This window comes from Nocardioides marinquilinus (genome assembly GCF_039543705.1).
Taxonomy (GTDB): Bacteria; Actinomycetota; Actinomycetes; order Propionibacteriales; family Nocardioidaceae; genus Nocardioides; species Nocardioides marinquilinus.
The window spans coordinates 54,330-72,901 of record NZ_BAABKG010000007.1 but is presented as its reverse complement, the minus strand read 5'-3'; the positions used below and the strand labels follow the sequence as shown (position 1 = coordinate 72,901).

Annotated in this window: 20 protein-coding genes; 9 read left to right on the top strand and 11 right to left on the bottom strand. The window is 74.6% G+C overall.

Annotated elements, in window-relative coordinates; all coding sequences use genetic code 11:
• Positions 1-24: 24 nt before the first annotated feature.
• The 5 genes from ABEA04_RS21545 to ABEA04_RS21525 all read right to left on the bottom strand — a co-directional run bounded on the left by ABEA04_RS21545 (position 25) and on the right by ABEA04_RS21525 (position 3,392).
• Positions 25-450, bottom strand: a complete 426-nt coding sequence (locus ABEA04_RS21545) for a DUF4870 domain-containing protein (RefSeq protein WP_345463894.1) — start codon at positions 448-450, stop codon at positions 25-27.
• Between the two features lie 47 nt (positions 451-497).
• Positions 498-1,328 carry a DUF3097 domain-containing protein gene (locus ABEA04_RS21540; RefSeq protein ID WP_345463891.1) on the bottom strand — a complete coding sequence of 277 codons (831 nt, stop codon included), beginning with the start codon at positions 1,326-1,328 and terminating at the stop codon, positions 498-500.
• A gap of 35 nt (positions 1,329-1,363) precedes the next feature.
• Positions 1,364-1,594, bottom strand: coding sequence for a hypothetical protein (locus ABEA04_RS21535; protein ID WP_345463888.1), 231 nt, complete (start codon positions 1,592-1,594; stop codon positions 1,364-1,366).
• 90 nt (positions 1,595-1,684) lie between these two features.
• A complete protein-coding gene (locus ABEA04_RS21530; protein ID WP_345463885.1) occupies positions 1,685-2,563 on the bottom strand; it encodes an MBL fold metallo-hydrolase in 879 nt (292 codons plus the stop codon).
• A gap of 88 nt (positions 2,564-2,651) precedes the next feature.
• Positions 2,652-3,392 (bottom strand): hypothetical protein, encoded by a 741-nt coding sequence (locus ABEA04_RS21525; RefSeq protein WP_345463882.1) that lies wholly within the window; start codon positions 3,390-3,392, stop codon positions 2,652-2,654.
• A 176-nt stretch (positions 3,393-3,568) separates the two neighbouring features.
• Here ABEA04_RS21525 and hrcA point away from each other — a divergent pair, with 176 nt between their 5' ends.
• The 3 genes from hrcA to ABEA04_RS21510 all read left to right on the top strand — a co-directional run bounded on the left by hrcA (position 3,569) and on the right by ABEA04_RS21510 (position 6,561).
• Positions 3,569-4,579 carry a heat-inducible transcriptional repressor HrcA gene (gene hrcA / locus ABEA04_RS21520; RefSeq protein WP_345463879.1) on the top strand — a complete coding sequence of 337 codons (1,011 nt, stop codon included), beginning with the start codon at positions 3,569-3,571 and terminating at the stop codon, positions 4,577-4,579.
• A 67-nt stretch (positions 4,580-4,646) separates the two neighbouring features.
• Complete coding sequence (gene dnaJ, locus ABEA04_RS21515) at positions 4,647-5,810, top strand: molecular chaperone DnaJ (RefSeq protein ID WP_345463876.1); 1,164 nt, start codon at positions 4,647-4,649, stop codon at positions 5,808-5,810.
• Between the two features lie 10 nt (positions 5,811-5,820).
• Positions 5,821-6,561 carry a 16S rRNA (uracil(1498)-N(3))-methyltransferase gene (locus tag ABEA04_RS21510; protein WP_345463874.1) on the top strand — a complete coding sequence of 247 codons (741 nt, stop codon included), beginning with the start codon at positions 5,821-5,823 and terminating at the stop codon, positions 6,559-6,561.
• Positions 6,562-7,021: 460 nt separating this feature from the next.
• Here the strand turns inward: ABEA04_RS21510 and ABEA04_RS21505 are convergent, their stop codons facing one another.
• From ABEA04_RS21505 to ABEA04_RS21485, 5 genes are all read right to left on the bottom strand, one after another.
• Positions 7,022-8,710: an alkaline phosphatase D family protein gene (locus ABEA04_RS21505; RefSeq protein WP_345463871.1), complete on the bottom strand. Its 1,689-nt coding sequence runs from the start codon at positions 8,708-8,710 to the stop codon at positions 7,022-7,024.
• Between the two features lie 70 nt (positions 8,711-8,780).
• Positions 8,781-9,836 (bottom strand): winged helix DNA-binding domain-containing protein, encoded by a 1,056-nt coding sequence (locus tag ABEA04_RS21500; protein WP_345463868.1) that lies wholly within the window; start codon positions 9,834-9,836, stop codon positions 8,781-8,783.
• Positions 9,833-10,798 (bottom strand): Gmad2 immunoglobulin-like domain-containing protein, encoded by a 966-nt coding sequence (locus ABEA04_RS21495; protein WP_345463865.1) that lies wholly within the window; start codon positions 10,796-10,798, stop codon positions 9,833-9,835. The genes ABEA04_RS21500 and ABEA04_RS21495 overlap by 4 nt, the downstream gene beginning before the upstream one ends.
• Before the next feature lie 37 nt (positions 10,799-10,835).
• Positions 10,836-11,882 carry a Gmad2 immunoglobulin-like domain-containing protein gene (locus ABEA04_RS21490; RefSeq protein WP_345463862.1) on the bottom strand — a complete coding sequence of 349 codons (1,047 nt, stop codon included), beginning with the start codon at positions 11,880-11,882 and terminating at the stop codon, positions 10,836-10,838.
• Positions 11,879-12,451 (bottom strand): SigE family RNA polymerase sigma factor, encoded by a 573-nt coding sequence (locus ABEA04_RS21485; RefSeq protein WP_345463859.1) that lies wholly within the window; start codon positions 12,449-12,451, stop codon positions 11,879-11,881. Before ABEA04_RS21485 ends, ABEA04_RS21490 begins: the two co-directional genes overlap by 4 nt.
• A gap of 74 nt (positions 12,452-12,525) precedes the next feature.
• Between ABEA04_RS21485 and ABEA04_RS21480 the strand changes: the two genes are divergently transcribed.
• Positions 12,526-12,873, top strand: coding sequence for an HIT domain-containing protein (locus ABEA04_RS21480; RefSeq protein ID WP_345463857.1), 348 nt, complete (start codon positions 12,526-12,528; stop codon positions 12,871-12,873).
• Positions 12,874-12,924: 51 nt separating this feature from the next.
• Here ABEA04_RS21480 and ABEA04_RS21475 read toward each other — a convergent pair whose 3' ends face one another.
• Positions 12,925-13,194: a hypothetical protein gene (locus ABEA04_RS21475; protein WP_345463854.1), complete on the bottom strand. Its 270-nt coding sequence runs from the start codon at positions 13,192-13,194 to the stop codon at positions 12,925-12,927.
• A 109-nt stretch (positions 13,195-13,303) separates the two neighbouring features.
• Between ABEA04_RS21475 and ABEA04_RS21470 the strand changes: the two genes are divergently transcribed.
• The 5 genes from ABEA04_RS21470 (at position 13,304) to ABEA04_RS21450 (ending at position 18,553) form a co-directional block, all read left to right on the top strand.
• A complete protein-coding gene (locus ABEA04_RS21470) occupies positions 13,304-14,368 on the top strand; it encodes a PhoH family protein (RefSeq protein WP_425577060.1) in 1,065 nt (354 codons plus the stop codon).
• A gap of 19 nt (positions 14,369-14,387) precedes the next feature.
• Positions 14,388-14,837, top strand: coding sequence for an rRNA maturation RNase YbeY (ybeY, locus tag ABEA04_RS21465; protein WP_345463850.1), 450 nt, complete (start codon positions 14,388-14,390; stop codon positions 14,835-14,837).
• 29 nt (positions 14,838-14,866) lie between these two features.
• Positions 14,867-16,213 carry a hemolysin family protein gene (locus ABEA04_RS21460; RefSeq protein ID WP_345463847.1) on the top strand — a complete coding sequence of 449 codons (1,347 nt, stop codon included), beginning with the start codon at positions 14,867-14,869 and terminating at the stop codon, positions 16,211-16,213.
• Between the two features lie 33 nt (positions 16,214-16,246).
• The gene (locus ABEA04_RS21455; protein WP_345463844.1) at positions 16,247-17,965 is read left to right on the top strand and encodes a S49 family peptidase; all 1,719 of its coding nucleotides are present in this window, start codon (positions 16,247-16,249) and stop codon (positions 17,963-17,965) included.
• A gap of 243 nt (positions 17,966-18,208) precedes the next feature.
• Complete coding sequence (locus ABEA04_RS21450) at positions 18,209-18,553, top strand: cytidine deaminase (RefSeq protein WP_345463841.1); 345 nt, start codon at positions 18,209-18,211, stop codon at positions 18,551-18,553.
• Positions 18,554-18,572: the final 19 nt, after the last annotated feature.

Sequence of the window (18,572 nt, the reverse complement as noted above, 5' to 3'; positions counted from 1 at the left end):
CCACACCCGCCACGGACAGCCGGGTCAGTGCACCATCGGGATGGCGAGCGGGTAGCGGTACTCCTGGCCGTTGCTGGCCTTGACCGCGGCGATGATCGTGACGACGAGCCAGAACACGCCGACCGCGATCGCCAGCGGGATGATGAGCAGGATGCCGAGGCCGAAGGTCACGATCGCGACCAGCACCGCCACCACGCCGCCGACCACCGAGTAGATGAGCATCGAGAGGTGGAAGTTCAGTCCGTTGACCGCGTGGCGGCGCACGAACGGGGACTGTCCACCGCGCAGCACCAGCACGGCCAGCGGCGCGAGGAAGGCCAACGCGACGAACGCGCAGACGATCGCGCCCCAGTGCGCGGCGCCGGCCCAGGTGCGGTCCTCGCTGCTGGGGACGCCGCCGGGCAGGCCGCCACCGGCGGGGTAGACGGGCGGTGGGGGATAGCTGCTCACGGCCCCGACCCTACGGCGGGAGCGGTGGCCGGCGCGGGACCTGCCGCTCAGCCGGCCGTGACGAAGTCGATGAGCTCCTCCACGCGGCCGAGCAGCGCCGGCTCGAGGTCGGCGAACGACCCGACCCGGCCGAGGATGCGCTGCCAGGCGCGGGCGATGTCGGCCTGGTCGTCGTGCGGCCAGCCGAGGGCCTGGCAGATGCCGCGCTTCCACTCGATGCTGCGCGGCACGTCGGGCCACCGCTCGAGGCCGAGCCGGGCGGGCTTCACCGCGGCCCACACGTCGACGAAGGGGTGCCCGACGACCAGCACGCCCGGGCCCGCGACGGCGTCGGCGACCCGCTGCTCCTTCGACCCGGGCACCAGGTGGTCGACCAGGACGCCGGCGCGCCGGTGCTCGGCGGGTCCGAATTCGGCGAGCACCTCGGGCAGGTGGTCGACGCCGTCGAGCAGCTCGACGACGACGCCCTCGACCCGCAGGTCGTCGCCCCAGACCCGCTCGACCAGCTCGGCGTCGTGACGGCCCTCGACGAAGATCCGGCCGGCCCGGGCCACGCGGGCGCGGTGGTCGGCGACGGCGACCGAGCCGGACGCCGTCCGCGTGGGTGTCGCCGGCCGGCGCACGCGCACGGGCGCCACCAGCACCACCGGGCGGCCCTCAAGCAGGAAGCCGGGGCCGAGCGGGAAGGTGCGGCGGCGGCCGTGGCGGTCCTCGAGCGTGAGGGTGTGCAGGTCGCGGTCGACGGCGACGATCTCGCCGACGATGTCGGTCATGACCTCCTCGACGACCGCGCCGAGCTCGGCGGGCGCCTCGACGGCGCGACCCCGCTGGGGGGCGCGCCAGTCACCGGCCAGGACGTCGGTGCCGTAGCGATCCACCCCGTAACGCTAGAGGCGCGTGGGGCCTGTGGGAGTCAGGACTCGCCGTCGTCGTCTGCGCTCTCGTCGCTCTCGTCGCTCTCGTCGGGCGGCGGGGTCTGCACGCCCTCCTCGGCCTGCTTGCCGTCGGAGAGCAGGTCGCCGGCGTCCTCGCCGGGCTCGAGACCCTCGGCGAGCGGGTTGTCCTCGCCGGGCTGCAGGTCCTCGGGCAGCTGCTCGTCGTCGATGGCCTCGGGGGCCGGGGTCTCGCTCTCGGACTCGCTCATGGCGCGACGCTACCGACGCCCGCGTGAGGTGCGCCTCGCCTCCGCGGGTGCGGTGCGCCGGGGGCGGAGGGGTCGGAGGGGTCGGACGGGTCAGATGAGCGGCAGCCGCTTCTGGCTGCGCGGCAGCTGCTCGTAGCCGCGGCGGACGGCGTCGGCCAGGTGCTGGCGCGGGAAGGGCCACTCGGCGGCGTCCAGAGCCTCGGAGAGGGGGACGCCGCGTCCGGCGAGGTCGCGGATCGTCTCGGCCACGACCCCGATGTCGTTGCGCTGCTGCTCGAGGAAGTCGCGGTTGACCACGGCACCGTGGCCGGGCACCACGGCGGTGCTCGTCGTGGTGAGGCCGAGCACGGTGTCGAGGCTGAGCGGCCACTCCAGCGGGAAGCAGTCATCGCCGAAGCCGGGGGTGGCCTCCCGGGCGGCCGACTCCTCGACGAGGTCGCCGGCCAGGACGACGTCGGCGTCCGGCACGCGCACCACGAGGTCGCCCGCGGTGTGGGCGCGGCCGGGGTGCACCAGCTCGACGAGCCGGTCGCCGAGGTCGACGACGACCGCGGAGGAGAAGACGGTCTCGGGCACGACCGGCTCGGTCTCGATGACCTCGGCGGCGTGCTCGAGGTCGGCCGGGTCGTCGCTGGCGCGGTAGAGCTCCTTGACCCGCTCGACCGCCGCCGCCATGTTCGCCGCGGCCGTCTCGTGGGCGCGCACCGGCACCTCGCCGTAGGCGGTGCGCACGGTGCCGTTGCCCAGGCAGTGGTCGAAGTGCTCGTGGGTGTTGACGACCTCGACGACGTCACCGGCGCCGAGGCGGCGCACCTGCTCGACGACGTCGCGCGCCGCCCGGGCCGAGGCGTGGGTGTCGACCACCATGAGCCCCCGCGCGCCACCGACGAGGGTGACGTTGACGTCGAACCACTCCTGGCGCGCGACCCAGACCCGGTCGGCGATCTCGACGAACTCGGCTGCGCTCACGCCCCGACTCTAGGAGCGGGGGCTCCCGCCCCCGCGACCGGACGTCGGTCGGCCCGGGCAGGTCAGCCCGGCGGGTCCGCCCAGAAGGTCAGCAGAGGCCGGCGTGCAGGTGGTGGCGCAGCAGGTCTCCGAGGTCGTCGGGGGTGGCGGCGTCGTGGGCGAAGGAGATCGGGCGCACGTGGGAGCCGTCGGGGTCGACCCACTGCACCTCGACGCCGCCGGTCGACAGGCCGCTCAGCGCCACGCCGATGACCCGCGAGACCGCGGTGCCGGTGGCGGTGGCGACGGCCCGGCGCAGCTCGTCCTGGTGGCAGCGGTTGGCGTGCTCGACCGAGCGCTGCAGGTAACCGGGGTTGAGCACGAGCGCGGTGTCGGCGAAGTCCTCGACCGGCACGCGGTGGGGGACGGCGTCCGGGTGACCGGTGACGGGGGTGAGCACGACGAGGTCGACCACGAGGACGACGCCCTCACGGGTCTCGTCGCAGCACTCGCACCGCTCGCGCCCGCGGGCCTCGAGGCGCCCGCCGAGGGTCAGCGTGAGGGCCCGCTCGGCCGAGCCGGGGGCGCCCAGTCCGCTCTCGAGCGTCAGCAGCGCGCGGCGACGGCGGACGGCGGCGTCGACGAGCCGGGTGCCGGAGGGGCAGGAGAACGTGGGCACGCCCGCGAGGTCCTGCATGCCGAGCTCGCCCGCGCCGTCGGGGCCGCGCAGGTCGGCCAGCACGTCGTCCACGCCGTCGACGACGAGGTTCACCGCCTCGGGGCAGGCCAGGATGCTGCGGGCGGTGGCGGCCGGGGAGGCCGTCGCCAGGTCGGGTCCGAGCGTGGTCATCGTGGCTCCTGCACGTCGCAAGTCAACGAGTCGATCGAGTAAGGCGAGCCTAACCTATGTTTTGGTGCGGCGGGAACCGGGTCGCCGGGGGTCGGCGCTAGACTTGGCACTCCTTACACGTGAGTGCCAGCGACGCCGTCCGGCGGCGCGACGGACCGGCCGTTCGGAGGTGGGCTGTGCAGGAGGAGCGACGGCTCGCCGTGCTGCGGGCGATCGTCGAGGACTACGTGTCCACCGAGGAGCCGGTCGGCTCCAAGGCACTGGTCGAGCGACACGGCCTCAACGTCTCGCCCGCCACGGTGCGCAACGACATGGCGGCGCTGGAGGACGAGGGCTACCTCACCCAGCCGCACACCAGCGCCGGCCGGGTGCCCACCGACAAGGGCTACCGCCTCTTCGTCGACCGCCTCACCACGGTCAAGCCGATGAGCACGGCCGAGAAGCGCGCGATCGCCACCTTCCTCGACGGCGCCGTCGACCTCGACGACGTCGTGAGCCGCTCGGTGCGGCTGCTCTCGCAGCTGACCCGGCAGGTCGCGGTGGTGCAGTACCCGACGCTCTCGCGCTCGACGGTGCGCCACGTCGAGGTGGTCGCACTGGCGCCCGAGCGGCTGCTCGTCGTCCTGATCCTCTCGACCGGGCGGGTCGAGCAGCGGGTGGTCGAGCTGGCCGCGCCGCTGGACGACGACGAGCTCGCCCGGCTGCGCTCGACCCTGAACCAGGCGGCCACCGGCGAGGTGATCGCCGACGCCACCACCGCCCTGCGCGCGCTCGCCGACGACGGCCGCGCGCCCGAGAGGGCGGTGGCCGCCACGCTCGTCGAGGCGATGAGCGACCACCGCTCCGACGAGCGGGTGGCCGTCGGCGGCGCGGCCAACCTGGCCCGCTACGGCGACAGCTTCGACACCGCCGTCCGCCCGCTGCTGGAGGCGCTCGAGGAGCACGTGGTGCTGCTGCGGCTGATGGGCGAGGCCGGCTCGGCCGGCACCGTCACGGTGCGCATCGGCGCCGAGGGCCCCTACACCGAGCTGGCGGCCACCAGCGTCGTCACCACCGGCTACGGCCCCCACGACGACGCGCTCGCCACCCTCGGCATCGTCGGCCCCACCCGCATGGACTACCCGGGCACGATGGCAGCGGTGCGCGCGGTGGCCCGCTACGTCTCCCGCATCCTCGACGAGGCCTGACCGCCTCCCCTCCCGAGCACTCCCGCGCAACCCATCCAGACTCTGCTGAGACCGGCGAAGGAAACCCTTGAGCGACTTGTACGACACCCTCGGCGTGCCGCGCGACGCGGACACCGAGGCGATCAAGAAGGCCTACCGGCGCCTGGCGCGCCAGCTGCACCCCGACGTCAACCCCGACCCCGAGACCCAGGAGCGGTTCAAGGAGGTCTCGCACGCCTACGAGGTGCTCTCCGACCCGCAGAAGCGGGCGGCGTACGACCGCGGCGGCGACCCCTTCGGCGGCCAGGCCGGGTTCGGCCAGGGGGCCGGGTTCTCCTTCACCGACATCATGGACGCCTTCTTCGGCGGCGCCGGGCCGGGCGCGGGTGCCGGCCGGGGTCCGCGGTCGCGGGTGCGACGCGGCCAGGACGCGCTCATCCGCATCGAGATCGACCTCGCCGAGGCGGCGTTCGGCGTCTCGCGCGAGCTGAAGGTCGACACCGCCGTCGTCTGCACCGCGTGCGGCGGCGACGGCGCGGCGCCCGGCAGCACCCCTGTTCCCTGCGAGACCTGCCGCGGCCAGGGCGAGGTGGCCCACGTGCAGCGCTCGTTCCTCGGCGAGGTGCGCACGCTGCGGGCCTGCGCCGCCTGCCGCGGCTTCGGCACGATCATCCCCGAGCCGTGCCGCGAGTGCTCCGGCGACGGACGGGTGCGCTCGCGCCGCACGCTGACGGTCAAGATCCCCGCGGGGGTCGACACCGGCACCCGGGTGCAGCTGGCCGAGCAGGGCGAGGTCGGACCCGGTGGCGGGCCCGCCGGCGACCTCTACGTCGAGATCCAGGTCGCGCCCCACGAGACGTTCTCGCGGCAGGGCAACGACCTGCACGCGACGGTCACGGTGCCGATGACCGCCGCCGCCCTCGGGACGACGCTCAGCCTGCCGACCCTCGAGGCCGACGTCGTCGACGACGACCGCCGCGAGGACACCGAGGTCGAGCTCGGCTTCGAGCTCGAGATCGAGGCCGGCACGCAGTCGGGCACCGAGCGGATCCTGCGTGGACGCGGCGTCCCCGGCCTGCGCGGCGGGCGCGGCGACCTGGTGGTCACCGTGGTCGTCGAGACCCCGACCCGCCTCGACGCCCGCCAGGAGGAGCTGCTGCGCGAGCTGGCCAAGGCGCGCGACGAGGAGCGCCCCGACGGTCTCGGCAAGACGCAGCAGAAGTCGGTCTTCGGTCGGCTGTTCGGGCACTGAGGTCGCGCACGTGTCGCTCCCGGTGCACCTCGTGGCGTCGCTGGACGGCGTCGCGACCGGTGCGGACGTCGTCGTCGAGGGCGACGAGGCGCACCACGCCGTCGTCGTGCGCCGGCTGCGGGTCGGTGAGCGCGTCGCGCTGACCGACGGCGTCGGCGGCTGGGCGGTCGGCGCCGTCGCCGCGGCCGCGAAGCGGTCGATGACGGTGACCGTGGACGACGTCGCCCACCGCCCGGCGCCCGAGCCGGCCGTCACCGTCGTCCAGGCGCTGCCGAAGGGCGACCGGGGCGAGCTCGCCGTCGAGGTGCTGACCGAGGTCGGCGTCGCGACCGTCGTGCCGTGGGCCGCCGCGCGGTCGGTGGCGGTGTGGCGGGGCGAGCGCGCCGACAAGTCGCTGGCGAAGTGGCGCGCGACCGCCCGCGAGGCCGCCAAGCAGGCCCGCCGCGCCTGGCACCCCGAGGTGGCGCCCCTCGCCGACACCGCCGCGGTGACGGCGCTGGTGGCCGAGGCCGACCTCGCCGTCGTCCTGCACGAGGACGCCACCACGCCGCTCGGCTCGCTCGAGGTGCCGTCGTCCGGCCGCGTGGTCGTCGTCGTCGGCCCCGAGGGCGGCCTGACCGACGACGAGGTCGCCACCCTCACCGCCGCCGGCGGGCACGTCGTCCGGCTGGGCGACGAGGTCCTCCGCACCTCCACCGCCGGCGTCGCCGCCGTCGCGGCGATGCTGTCGCGCACGGGGCGGTGGGGCTGAGGTCGGGCCGGGGCAGCGGTGCGTGAGCCACGGTTCCCGACGTCGGGACGGTGGCTGGGGCACCGCCCACCGGGGTCGAGCCGGGCGGCGGTGTGTGGGCCACGGTTCCGGGCGACGGGACGGTGGCTGGGGCACCGCTCATCGGGGCCGGGCCGGGCGGAGGTGTATGGGCCACGGTTCCGGGCGACGGGACGGTGGCTGGGACACCGCCCACCGGGTCGAGACGGGACAGCGGTGTGCGAGTGACCGATCGGCGGCCCGGAACGGTCACCAGCTCACCGCCGCCCAGGGTCGGGCCGGGGCGGCGGTGCGTCAGTGACCGGATGGCGGCCCGGAACGGTAACGAGCTCACCGCCGCCCAGGGTCAGACGGGCGCAGCGGTGCCTCAGTTTCCGAATCTCGGCCCGGAACGGTCACCAGCTCACCGCCGCCCCGACCCGAGCCGGAGCGACGACGATTCTCAGCCCGCCGTCTCCTGCGCCACCGTCTCCCGCACCACGTCGGCCGGGGTGATGCCGCGCGAGCGCAAGGTCCGCGAGGTCGAGGGGTGGTCGGCGGTCTGGTGGAGCGTGCGGTCGCCGTCCTCGATGGCGTACGAGCGGCGGGTGAAGGCCTTGGTGCCGGGGCGGGTCACCTTGGGCAGGCACCGGAAGTCCGCGTCGAGGCGGGTGGGCGTGATGGTGGTGTTCACGTAGCCGCGCAGGTTGTTCCAGAACTTCAGGTGCGGGTTCTGCGGGAACCACGGGTGGCTGCCGGTCGGCTCGTCGGCGCCGTCGCCGCCCGAGGTGATCGAGGAGCACACCAGCTCGGTGCCGATCGAGGGGCCGTCGGGGTCGGCGAAGTCCTGCTTGATCTCGCTGGCCCAGTGGGCGTGCACGTCGCCGGTGAGGACGACGGGGTTGCGCACGCGGGCGTCGAGCCAACCCTGCGTGATCCGCTCGCGGGAGGCGACGTAGCCGTCCCAGGAGTCCATCGAGGTCACGGTCGCCGGGCCGGCGTCGTTGTCGCGCTGGGAGAAGAAGACCTGCTGGCCGAGCACGTCCCAGCGTGCGGTCGACTCGCGGAACCCGTCAAGCAGCCACTGCTCCTGCTCGGCGCCGGTGATGGTGCGCGCCGGGTCGGAGGCCTCGGGGCAGTCGTCGTAGCCGTCGCCGCAGGCCTGGTCGTCGCGGAACTGGCGGGTGTCGAGCATGTGGAACGTCGCCAGCTGCCCCCACCGCACCCGGCGGTAGAGCTGCATGTCGATGCCGACCGGCACCGACGTCCGGCGCAGCGGCATGTTCTCGTAGTAGGCGCGGAACGCGGCCACCCGGCGCTGCAGGAAGCCGGGCACCGACTCGGGGTTCTCCGGCGTCTCGTCGGCCCAGTTGTTGTCGAGCTCGTGGTCGTCCCAGACCACCAGCCACGGCGCGACGGCGTGCGCCTCCTGCAGGTCGGCGTCGGTCTTGTACTGCGCGTGCCGCTGGCGGTAGCCGGCCAGCGTGGTGGTCTCGGGGCCGCGGTGGTCGCGCACGTTGCCGGTGGGGGAGACGTAGTCGTCGCGCTTGTACTCGTACTGGTAGTCGCCCAGGTGCAGCACCAGGTCGGGGTGGTCCTCGGCCAGCCGCCGGTAGGCGGTGAAGAAGCCGTGCTCGAACTGCGAGCACGAGACGAACGACATCGCCAGGGACGCCGGCAGCGTGCCCGGTTCCGGCGCGGTGAGCGCGCGCCCGGAGCGCGAGACCCAGCGGCCCACGCGGAAGCGGTAGAAGTACTCGCGGCCCGGCGCGAGCCCCGCGACCTCGACGTGGACGGCGTGCGCCGAGCGGGGCTCGGCGCGCACGGTGCCGCGCTTGACCACCAGCCGGAACCGCTCGTCGACGGCGACCTCCCAGCGCACCTCCTGGCGCCGCGACGGCATGCCACCGAGGCCGTCGTCGGCGAGCGGCCGCGGCGCGAGCCGGGTCCAGATGACGAAGCCGTCGGGGGAGGGGTCGCCGGAGGCGACACCGAGGGTGAAGGGGTCGCGGCGTAGCGGCGCGGCCGCGGCGGTGGCGCGCTGGTCGGCGAGGCCGGTGACGGCGGCGGTGCCGAGGCCGCCGGCGACGGCGGTGGTGGCGAGGACGGTGCGGCGGGTGGTCGGGGCCGAGAGGGGGGTCCGAGAGGTCATGCCGTCCAGCCAGCCGCGCCCGGACGACGTCCAGGTGAACGCCGCGGTGAACAGTGGGCGTCGGGATCGGTCAGCCGGCCAGCAGCGCCTCGACCCGCGCCGTCTCCTCGGCCAGCTCGTCACGCTCGCGGCGGGTGAGGGGCCGGAGGGTGCTCATGACCTCGACGCGGCCCTCGGTCACGACCCACAGCCCGACGACCCACCCGTCGGCCAGCAGCGTGCTCGGCACCCGGCCGCCCGGCAGCGGCGCCCACCCGCTGCGCGCGGAGGGCTCGGTGACGCGGTCGCGGTCGGCGTGGCTGAGCCACACGTTGTCGTAGGTGCCGAGCAGCCGCACCGGGGCGGGCTCGCCGGCGTCGGCCACCTCGCCGCCGGGGACGTCGTACAGCGCCCGGCCGCGCTCGTCCTCGTGCCGCTCCAGCTCGCCGGCGGCGTGCATCGCGGTGAGCACCGGGCCGAGCCGGGTCACGCCCGACCACGCGGTGACGTCGGCGGCGCGGGCCGGGCCGAAGGCGGTGAGGTAGCGGCGGACGACGTCCTCGACCGGCGGCGCGTCGAGCGGGAGCCCGGTCCACCGGGCGGCGTGGTCGTAGACGACGGCGCCCGAGCCGCCCCACGTGCCGCGCGGCGGCAGCTGCACCAGCGGCGCGGCCGAGCGGGCGAGCTGGCCGAGCTGCACGGCGGTGTAGGCCGGGAACCGCGGGGCCAGCGCCTCGCCGATCGCCTTCTGCGGCAGCGGCCCGCCGGCGAGGACGTCGTCCAGCGCGGCCAGGAACGCCGCCCGGTCGACCTCGCGCACCGACCCGAGGACCTGGCTCGACCCGATCTCGCGCTCGTGCACGCTCGCCGTCCAGGCCCGCAGCCCGACGTCGCGCGCGCCGAGCAGGTGCACCGTGCCGCGCATGGTCAGCAGCCGCACCAGGCTGCGGTCCTCGAGGCCGCGGGTGACCTCGTGGGGGTCGAACGGGTCGAGCCGGGCGGCGAGGGAGAGGAACGGGGGCAGGTTGTCCTGCGCCTGCAGGCCGACGAGGTGGCGGCACTCGTCGAGCACGGTGGCGCTGCGGCGCTCGAGCAGGTGCTGGCGCCGCAGCAGGGTGCGGTTGAGCTGCCGGGCGGTGATCCTCACCCGATCGTGAACGCGCGGGTGTCCTCGTAGGGGCCGGGACCCTCGGTGCCGCCGGTGGGGTCGTCGGTCTGCGCGTGCAGCACGTAGTCGCCCGGCGGCAGCGACGAGACGTCGAGCTCGGCCTCCCAGGGGTAGAGCCTGTCGATCCAGCCGTCGGCGGTGGTGAAGTCGCGCAGCACCTCCTTGCCGTCGGCGTCGGTGACGAAGAACGGCACGGTGGCCTCGAACGAGCTGGCGACACCCTGGATCTCGAGTGTGCCGTCGTCGACGACCGTGCCCTCCTCGGGGAGGTCGAGGTTGACCAGCGAGAGCACCTCGAGCTGCTGACCGGCCTTCATGCCGTCGCCGGTGGGCTGGCCGAACAGGTCGACGGGGTCGCCGTTGGCCAGCTGCACCCGCACCGGCTCGCGGGTGCCCGCGACGCCCTGCAGCGTGTAGACCAGCGACTGCACGGCGGTCGCGGCGTCGTCGGGGGACAGGCCCTTGCCGGCCTGGGTCAGCGACTCCTCGCCGAGGGTGACCACGATGGCGCCGTCGGCCTGCTCGACGCGTGCCACGTCGACCCCGTCGAGCAGCGTGCCGTAGTCGGGGTCGAAGGCGTCGCCCGCGACGAGCAGCGCGGCGGCCTCGGTCATCGCGTCGTCACCGGTGAGCGGGTGGAACTCGCGGTAGAGCCGCTGGCCCGTCGGGCTGTCGCCGGTGAAGTAGACGGGCACCGTCTCGGCCTCCTCGGCGGGCTCGGACGTCGCCTCGGTGGGCTCGCTCGACGGCTCGCCGGTCTCGCCCGCGTCGCTCGTCGCGGACTCGGACGGCGCGTCGTCGCTCGCCGACGGGATGGCGGCCGGGTCGTCGGCCCGGTCGCCCGAGGTGGGCTCGGGGTCGTCGTCGCCGCAGCCGGCGAGCAGCGAGGTCGCGAGCAGGGCGGCGGTCGCGAGGCCCGCGGCACGGGTGAGGGGGGTCATGGCTCCATCCTTGTGGGGGTCGAGGTCTGATCCAGGCTCATTCGACGGTGATGGTGCGCGTGTCGACGTCGGAGCCGCGGCCCTCCGCGCCGCCGGTCGGGTCGTCGGTCTGGCAGCGGAAGGTGTAGCGACCGGGCGCGACGCCGTCGAGGTCGACGCGTAGCCGCCACGGGTTCATGGTGCTGTCGAGCAGTCCGCCGGCGATGGCCGCGCCCGACCACACGTCCTCGCCGTCGGCGTCGAGCAGCTGGCAGAACACCGTGCCCTCGAAGCCGTTTGCGCGGCCGCGGGCGGTGAAGTCGTCGTCGTAGACGAAGTCCTCCCCGGGATCGCTGATGCTCATGTGCGACAGGACGTCGAGCTCGGGCGCGCGCTCGATCGGCGGGATGGTGATGCCGATGTCGTCGGCGTACTGCAGCTGCACGGTCAGGTCCGACCCGGTGGCGCCCTGCAGCGTGTAGACCAGCTGCTGCCGGGCCAGCTCGTCGTCCACGGGGGTGTCGCCGTCGACCAGGACGACGAAGCGGCCGTCCTCCTCGCTGAACGACAGCAGCGAGCCCTCGGGCCACAGCGTGCGGTAGTCGGGGTCGGTGGGCTCGCTCATCAACAGCTCGAGGGGGTCGGCGGCCGGCTCGAAGTACCGGTAGAGCACCTCGGCAGGGGCGTCGGGACCGTCGGGGCCGTCGCCGACGTAGTAGACCGGCGTGGTGCCGGCGGGCTGGCCGGGCTCGGGCGCGACCGACCGCGACGGGTCGCCGCTCGGTGAGAGGCCGGCGGCGGGGGGTCCGGACGCCGTGGTCGACGCCGTGGTCGACGCAGGGGTCGATGCCGACGTGGCCGGGTCCGCGGCCTCATCGAGGCCGTCGTCGGTGCCGGACGTCGTCACCACCGCGACGACGACCGCCGCGGCGGCCGCGGCGGCGAGCACCCCGCCGCCCGCGACCAGCCAGCCCCGGCGGCGCGACGTCACGGCGGACGTCGTCCGGGTGCGCTCGCGGATCTCGCCGAGCCGGTCGGCGGGCTCGACGCGCGAGACGGCGTCGTCGAGCAGGCGACGCAGGTCGTCGTCGGGGTCGTGGCTCACAGGTCCGCTCCGTCCAGGTGGGCGCGCAGCGCGGCGGCGCCGCGGGAGGCGTGCGACTTCACCGCGCCCCGGCTGATGCCCAGGGTGTCGGCGATGTCGGCTTCCGAGAGGTCGAGGTAGTAGCGCAGCGCGAGCACCTCGCGCTGCCGCTGGGGGAGCGCCCGCAGGGCGTCGAGCACCTGCTCGCGGCGGTCGCGGGCGAGGACGTCGGCGTCGGCCGGGACGTCGGGCTCGAGCGGACGCTCGCGCGCCGCGTGGCGCTCGACGACGCCGCGGTGGCGCAGCACCGAGCGGGACCGGTTGACGACGGTCTGGCGCAGGTAGGCGGCCGCCTTGTCGGGGTCGCGGAGCCGGTTCCAGTGGCCGTGCATGGCCACGAACGCGTCCTGCACCACCTCCTCGGCCGTGCCGACGTCGCGCACCAGCAGCACCGAGAGCCGCACCAGGCGGCGCCAGTGGGCGGCGTAGAGCGCCTCGACGGCGGCGTCGGCGTCCCAGGCGCGGCTCGCCTCGGCCGGCCCCTCGGCCGGGACGGCCGAGAGGTGGCTGCGTGCGCGGCCGCGCGTCACGGGCGCCTCGAGAACCGCATGGATGGTCACGCTAGTGCGACGCGCACCCCGGTCCCGGGGTTTACCGTGTCGGCGTGGCTAATGCTCCCGAGTGCCTGTTCTGCCGGATCGTGGCGGGCGACGTCCCCGCCGAGGTGCTGCACACGACCGAGCGCACCGTCGCCTTCCGCGATGTCAGCCCGCAGGCGCCGCTGCACGCCCTGGTCGTGCCACGTGACCACTACGAGAACGCCGCCGCCCTCGCCGCGGGCGACCCCGAGACGTCGGCCGAGCTGGTGCGCACCGCCGCGGCGGTGGCGGTCGCCGCCGGGCACGACGACTACCGCCTGGTGTTCAACACCGGCGCGGGCGCCGGCCAGAGCGTCTTCCACGCCCACCTGCACGTGCTCGCCGGCCGCGACCTCGCCTGGCCGCCGGGCTGACCCGGGGTCGTCACCACCCGCGCCGCCGTGGGCGACGGGTCGCGCGGACGCTCAGCCCCAGGCGTAGAACAGCCGCATCACGGCGAAGACGACCGGCAGGCCGAAGACGACCAGCAGCACCCAGGCGGTGATGCGGTGCAGCGGCTTGGTGCCGTCGAGGCTGCCGGCGAAGTCGAGCAGCGCGCCGTCGGGCACGTGGTGGGTCAGACCCATGCCGCGGGCGTGCTCGGGCAGGTGCTGGCCGGGGAACCAGTACGGCGGCGCGTCGTCGTCCGGGTCGACGTCCTCGTCGAACTCGTCGCGCCACTCGTCCTGTCGCACGCTCCCACCGTACGGCCTCGAAGTCGCTGGGAGTGGTCGGAACGCTCACGTAGCATGGAATCTGCACCAGAACTTCGTCGCACCGAAAGGCCGCCCGCACCGGGCACTGATGACCGAACCGAACACCGGCACCCGCGCAGCCGCCCGTCAGACCCGCGTGAACCGCGATCCCGGCGGCTCGGGTGACCTGCAGACCCGCCACACCGTGATCGTCCCCAACAGCATCGACATGGTCAGCCTCCTCGGGCCGGGCGACGAGCACCTCGCCCTCATCGAGAAGAGCTTCGAGGCCGAGGTGCACGTACGCGGCAACCGCATCACGCTGCGCGGCGAGCCGGGCGAGGTGGCGCTGGCCGAGCGGCTGCTCGACGAGCTCGTCACCATCATCCGCACCGGTCAGGGCGTCACCACCGAGACCGTCGAGCGGGTGCTGCAGATGCTGCGCGCCGAGACCACCGAGCGCCCCGCCGACGTGCTCTCGCTCAACATCCTGAGCAATCGCGGCCGCTCGATCCGGCCCAAGACGCTCAACCAGAAGCGCTACGTCGACTCCATCGACAAGCACACCATCACCTTCGGCATCGGCCCCGCCGGCACCGGCAAGACCTACCTGGCGATGGCCAAGGCGGTGCAGGCGCTGCAGGCCAAGCAGGTCAACCGCATCATCCTCACCCGCCCCGCCGTCGAGGCCGGCGAGAGCCTCGGCTTCCTGCCGGGCACGCTGAGCGAGAAGATCGACCCCTACCTGCGCCCGCTCTACGACGCGCTGCACGACATGATCGACCCCGAGACGATCCCCAAGCTGCTCGCCGCCGGCACCATCGAGGTGGCGCCTCTGGCCTACATGCGCGGCCGCTCGCTCAACGACTCCTTCATCATCCTCGACGAGGCGCAGAACACCTCGCCGGAGCAGATGAAGATGTTCCTCACCCGGCTCGGGTTCGGCTCGAAGATCGTCGTCACCGGCGACGTCACGCAGGTCGACCTGCCCAGCGGCACCAAGAGCGGCCTGCGCGTCATCCAGGACATCCTCGACGAGGTCGACGACATCTCCTTCCAGCGCCTCACCGCGCACGACGTCGTCCGCCACCGCCTGGTCGGCCGCATCGTGGCGGCCTACGACGAGTTCGACGCGCGCGGCGGCCTCGCCCAGGCCACCGAGCGCCAGCGCTGACGGGCCGGGTGATCCACGCGTGAGCATCGAGGTGCTCGACGAGTCCGGGCACCGGCTCGACGTGCGTCACTTCGCCGGCCTGAGCCGGTTCGTGATGGACCGCATGCGGGTGCACCCGCTCGCCGAGCTGTGCATCAAGGCCGTCGACGAGCAGACCATCGCCCAGCTCAACGAGCAGTGGATGGACAAGGAGGGCCCCACCGACGTGCTCGCCTTCCCCATCGACGAGCTGCGCCCGGGGCTGCTCGACGAGGAGCCCGAGGAGGGCGTGCTCGGCGACCTGGTGCTGTGCCCCGCGATCGCGGAGAAGCAAGGCGAGACCGCCGGCCACGGCACGCAGGCCGAGCTCGAGCTGCTCACCGTGCACGGCATCCTGCACCTGCTCGGCTACGACCACGCCGAGCCCGAGGAGCACCGCGAGATGTTCGGCCTGCAGGACGAGCTGCTCGCCGCGTGGCGGTCGCAGTGATGTCGCAGTGATGACCCGGTGATGACGCGGTGACCCTCACCCTGGTCGCCGCCGCCGTCCTGGTCGTGCTGGCCGGTGTCTTCACCGCCGTGGACGCCGCCGTGGCCGGCTTCTCCAAGGCCCGCGCCGACGAGCTGGCCGCCGACGAGCGGGCCGGGGCCAAGCGGCTCGTCGGGCTGCTGGACGATGCCCCCCGCCACCTCAACACCGCCCTGCTGCTGCGGCTGCTGTGCGAGATCTCCGCCATCGTGCTGGTCACCATCGAGCTCGACCGCGGCCTCGACGGCGAGCGCTGGATCAGCATCCTGGTCGCGATCGCGGTGATGCTGGTGATCTCGTTCGTGGTCATCGGCGTCGGGCCGCGCACGCTGGGCCGGCAGCACTCCGAGACCGTCGCGCTGTGGTCGGCGGCCCCGCTGACCGGGTTCACCGCCGTCCTCGGGCCGCTGCCGAAGGTGCTGATCCTGCTCGGCAACGCGATCACGCCCGGCAAGGGCTTCCGCGAGGGACCGTTCTCGAGCGAGACCGAGCTGCGCGAGCTGGTCGACATCGCCGAGGCCTCCGCGCTCATCGAGGACGACGAGCGCCGCATGATCCACTCGGTCTTCGAGCTCGGCGACACCACCGTGCGCGAGGTGATGGTGCCGCGCGGCGACGTCGTGTTCATCGAGCACTACAAGAACCTGCGCCAGACCATGTCGCTGTTCCTGCGCAGCGGCTTCTCGCGGCTGCCGGTGATCGGCGAGAACCTCGACGACATCCGCGGCATCGCCTACCTCAAGGACATCGTCCGCCGTGACTTCGAGGCCCCCGACGTCGAGCTGACCCAGCACGTCGAGGAGGTCATGCGCCCGGTGGTGTGGGTGCCGGAGTCCAAGCCCGTCGACGCCCAGCTGCGCGACATGCAGGCCGGGCGCCAGCACATCGCGGTCGTGGTCGACGAGTACGGCGGCACCGCCGGCCTGATCACCATCGAGGACCTGCTCGAGGAGATCGTCGGCGAGATCACCGACGAGTACGACGAGGACGAGATCGCCGTCGAGCGGCTCGACGCCGGCACCGGGCCCACCGACGGCCGCGGCGAGCACCCCGACGACCCCGACGTCGAGTTCCGCGTCTCCTCGCGCTACCCGGTCGACGACCTCGACGAGCTCTTCGGCTTCGACGTCGAGGAGGAGGACGTCGACAGCGTCGGCGGCCTCATGGCCAAGCACCTAGGCCGGGTGCCCATCCCGGGATCGACCGTCGAGGCGCACGGCCTGCGGTTCGAGGCCGAGGACGCCGCGGGCCGCCGCAACAAGATCGGCACGGTGCGCATCCGGCGCGTCGTCCCGGCCACGCCCGACCCGGCCGAGAGCGAGCCGGCCGGCACCTGAGGTGCGGCTTCGCCCCCGCCCTAGGGTCGGGGCATGAGCAAGCGTGCGCGCCACGTCGTCCTCGAGCTCGACCTCGCCGGCGGGGTGGCGTTCGCGCCACCGGCCAACCCGCTGGAGGCGTGGCGGCTGCGGCTCGCGCCGTCGGTGCGTGCGGTGCGCGAGGGACTGCGGCGCGCGGCCGGCGACGACGCCGTCCGCGGCCTCGTCGTCCACCTCGGCACCTGCCCGCTGACGCTCGCCCAGGCCGACGAGGTCGCCGGCCTGGTCGCCGACTTCACCGAGCACAAGCCGTCGATCGCCTGGACCGCCACCTTCGGCGAGCTGACCAGCGGGCTCGCGGGCTACCGCGCCGCCCTCGGGGCCGGCGAGGTGTGGCTGCAGCCGTCCGGCGCGCTCGGGGTGGCCGGCGTCCACCTCGGCATCACGCTGCTGCGGGGCGGGCTGGAGAAGCTCGGCCTCGACCCGCAGTTCGGGCAGCGCCACGAGTACAAGTCCGCCGCCGACCAGCTCGGCGCCACCGAGGTCAGCGACGCCAACCGCGAGATGGTGCAGCGCCTGGCCGACTCGATCCTCGACGACACCGTCGCCCGCACCGCGGCCCGCCGCTCCCTCGACCCCGCGCCGGTGCGCGAGGCGGTGGCGCAGGCGCCGCTGTCGGCCGCGCGGGCGCTCGAGGCGGGGCTGGTCGACCGGCTCGGCTACCGCGACGAGGTCTACGCCCGGCTGCGGGAGCAGTGGGGCGACGGAAGCGGCGCAGACGGCGGCGATGGCGGGGTCGACCTGCGCTACCTGCAGCGCTACCACTCCGACGGCGGGCGCCGCGAGACGCTGGCCCGTCTCACGCGGCACCACCAGCCGGCCGTCGCGGTGGTCGACGTGACCGGGCCGATCGTCCTCGGCCCCGCCCGGCCCGGGCAGGCCGGGGACGACGTCACCGCCCGGCTGCGCGAGGTCGGTCGTGACGACGACGTGAGCGCGGTGGTGCTGCGGGTCGACAGCCCGGGCGGCTCCTACGTGGCCAGCGACGCGATGCGGCGCGAGGTGGTCAGGCTGCGCGAGGCCGGCACGCCGGTGGTCGCCACCATGGGCACCGCGGCGGCCTCCGGCGGCTACTTCGTGGCCATGGCCGCCGACGAGGTCGTGGCCCAGCCCACCACGCTCACCGGCTCGATCGGCGTCCTGGCCGGCAAGATCGTCGTCGGGCGGCTGCTCGAGCGCGCCGGCATCGTGCACGAGCCGGTGGACGCCGGCCCGCGGGCGTCGCTGATGGCCGCCACCGTGCCCTTCGACGACGAGGCGTGGCGGGTGCTCGACGCCTGGCTCGACGAGGTCTACGCCGACTTCACGACCAAGGCGGCCGCCGACCGCGGCCTCGACCTCGCCGTGCTCGAGCCGCTGGCCCGCGGCCGGGTGTGGACCGGCGCCGACGCGGCCGAGCGGGGCCTGGTCGACCACCTCGGCGGCAGCGCGCTCGCCCTCGACCGGGCGTGCGCGCTCGCCGGCGTCGAGCGCGACCGGGTCCGGCTCGCGACGCCGTCGCCGCTGGCGTTCCTCAAGCAGCTGCGCCCGCCCGAGTCGAGCGAGGCCGCTGCGGCGGGCGCCCGGGCCGCTGGCTTCGCGTCGGTCGCGGCGCCCGTGGGCCCGGAGGCGCTGCTGCGCCGGCTGGCCGAGGCGGTCGGCGTCCACCTGCCGCACGGCGTGCTGTCGATGCCGTCGGGGTTCGAGGCGCTGCTGCGTCCGTCGGGGGCCTGACGGCGGACCGGAGCGGACCCGCGGCCGGACGCGTCGGCGATCGCCCATGCGACGAGATGCCTGACTCCGGTCAGGCATCCGCGATCGGAGCGGATCGCGCACGGCGCCGACCGCGGCCGGACCCGACCGCGATCGCCCACGCGACGAGATGCCTGACTCCGGTCAGACATCCGCCGTCGGAGCGGATCGCGGCCGGGTGGGATCCACCCCGGCGGTGACGGGCGGCGCCCCTAGGATCGGCGCATGGTCGAGCTGAGCCCCGAGGACGCCAAGCTGGTCACGCTCGCCCGCTCCACCCGGGCCCGTACGCAGGCGGCGGAGGGGGCCGCGGTGCGCGACCTCGACGGCCGCACCTACGCCGGGGCCACGGTCGACCTCGAGGCGCTCAAGCTCAGCGCCGTCCAGGTGTGCGCGGCCATGTCGGTGGCCTCGGGCTCCCGGGGGCTGGCGGCGGCCGTCGTCCTCGGCCGGGCCACCGAGCTCGACCACCTCACCGAGCCCGACCGTGCCGTGCTGGCCGAGCTCGGGGGCGAGGGGGTCGTCGTCCACCTGGCCGACGAGTCCGGCGCCGTCGTCGCGTCGTCGTAGCCGGCGGGCCGCGGCTCAG

Coding starts and splice junctions, on each gene's coding strand:
- ABEA04_RS21450 (WP_345463841.1), top strand. CDS start 18,209: ATGGTCGAGCTGAGCCCCGAGGACGCCAAGCTGGTCACGCTCGCCCGC.
- ABEA04_RS21525 (WP_345463882.1), bottom strand. CDS start 3,392: ATGACCACGCTCGGACCCGACCTGGCGACGGCCTCCCCGGCCGCCACC.
- ABEA04_RS21495 (WP_345463865.1), bottom strand. CDS start 10,798: ATGACCCCCCTCACCCGTGCCGCGGGCCTCGCGACCGCCGCCCTGCTC.
- ABEA04_RS21470 (WP_425577060.1), top strand. CDS start 13,304: ATGACCGAACCGAACACCGGCACCCGCGCAGCCGCCCGTCAGACCCGC.
- ABEA04_RS21535 (WP_345463888.1), bottom strand. CDS start 1,594: ATGAGCGAGTCCGAGAGCGAGACCCCGGCCCCCGAGGCCATCGACGAC.
- ABEA04_RS21505 (WP_345463871.1), bottom strand. CDS start 8,710: ATGACCTCTCGGACCCCCCTCTCGGCCCCGACCACCCGCCGCACCGTC.
- ABEA04_RS21455 (WP_345463844.1), top strand. CDS start 16,247: ATGAGCAAGCGTGCGCGCCACGTCGTCCTCGAGCTCGACCTCGCCGGC.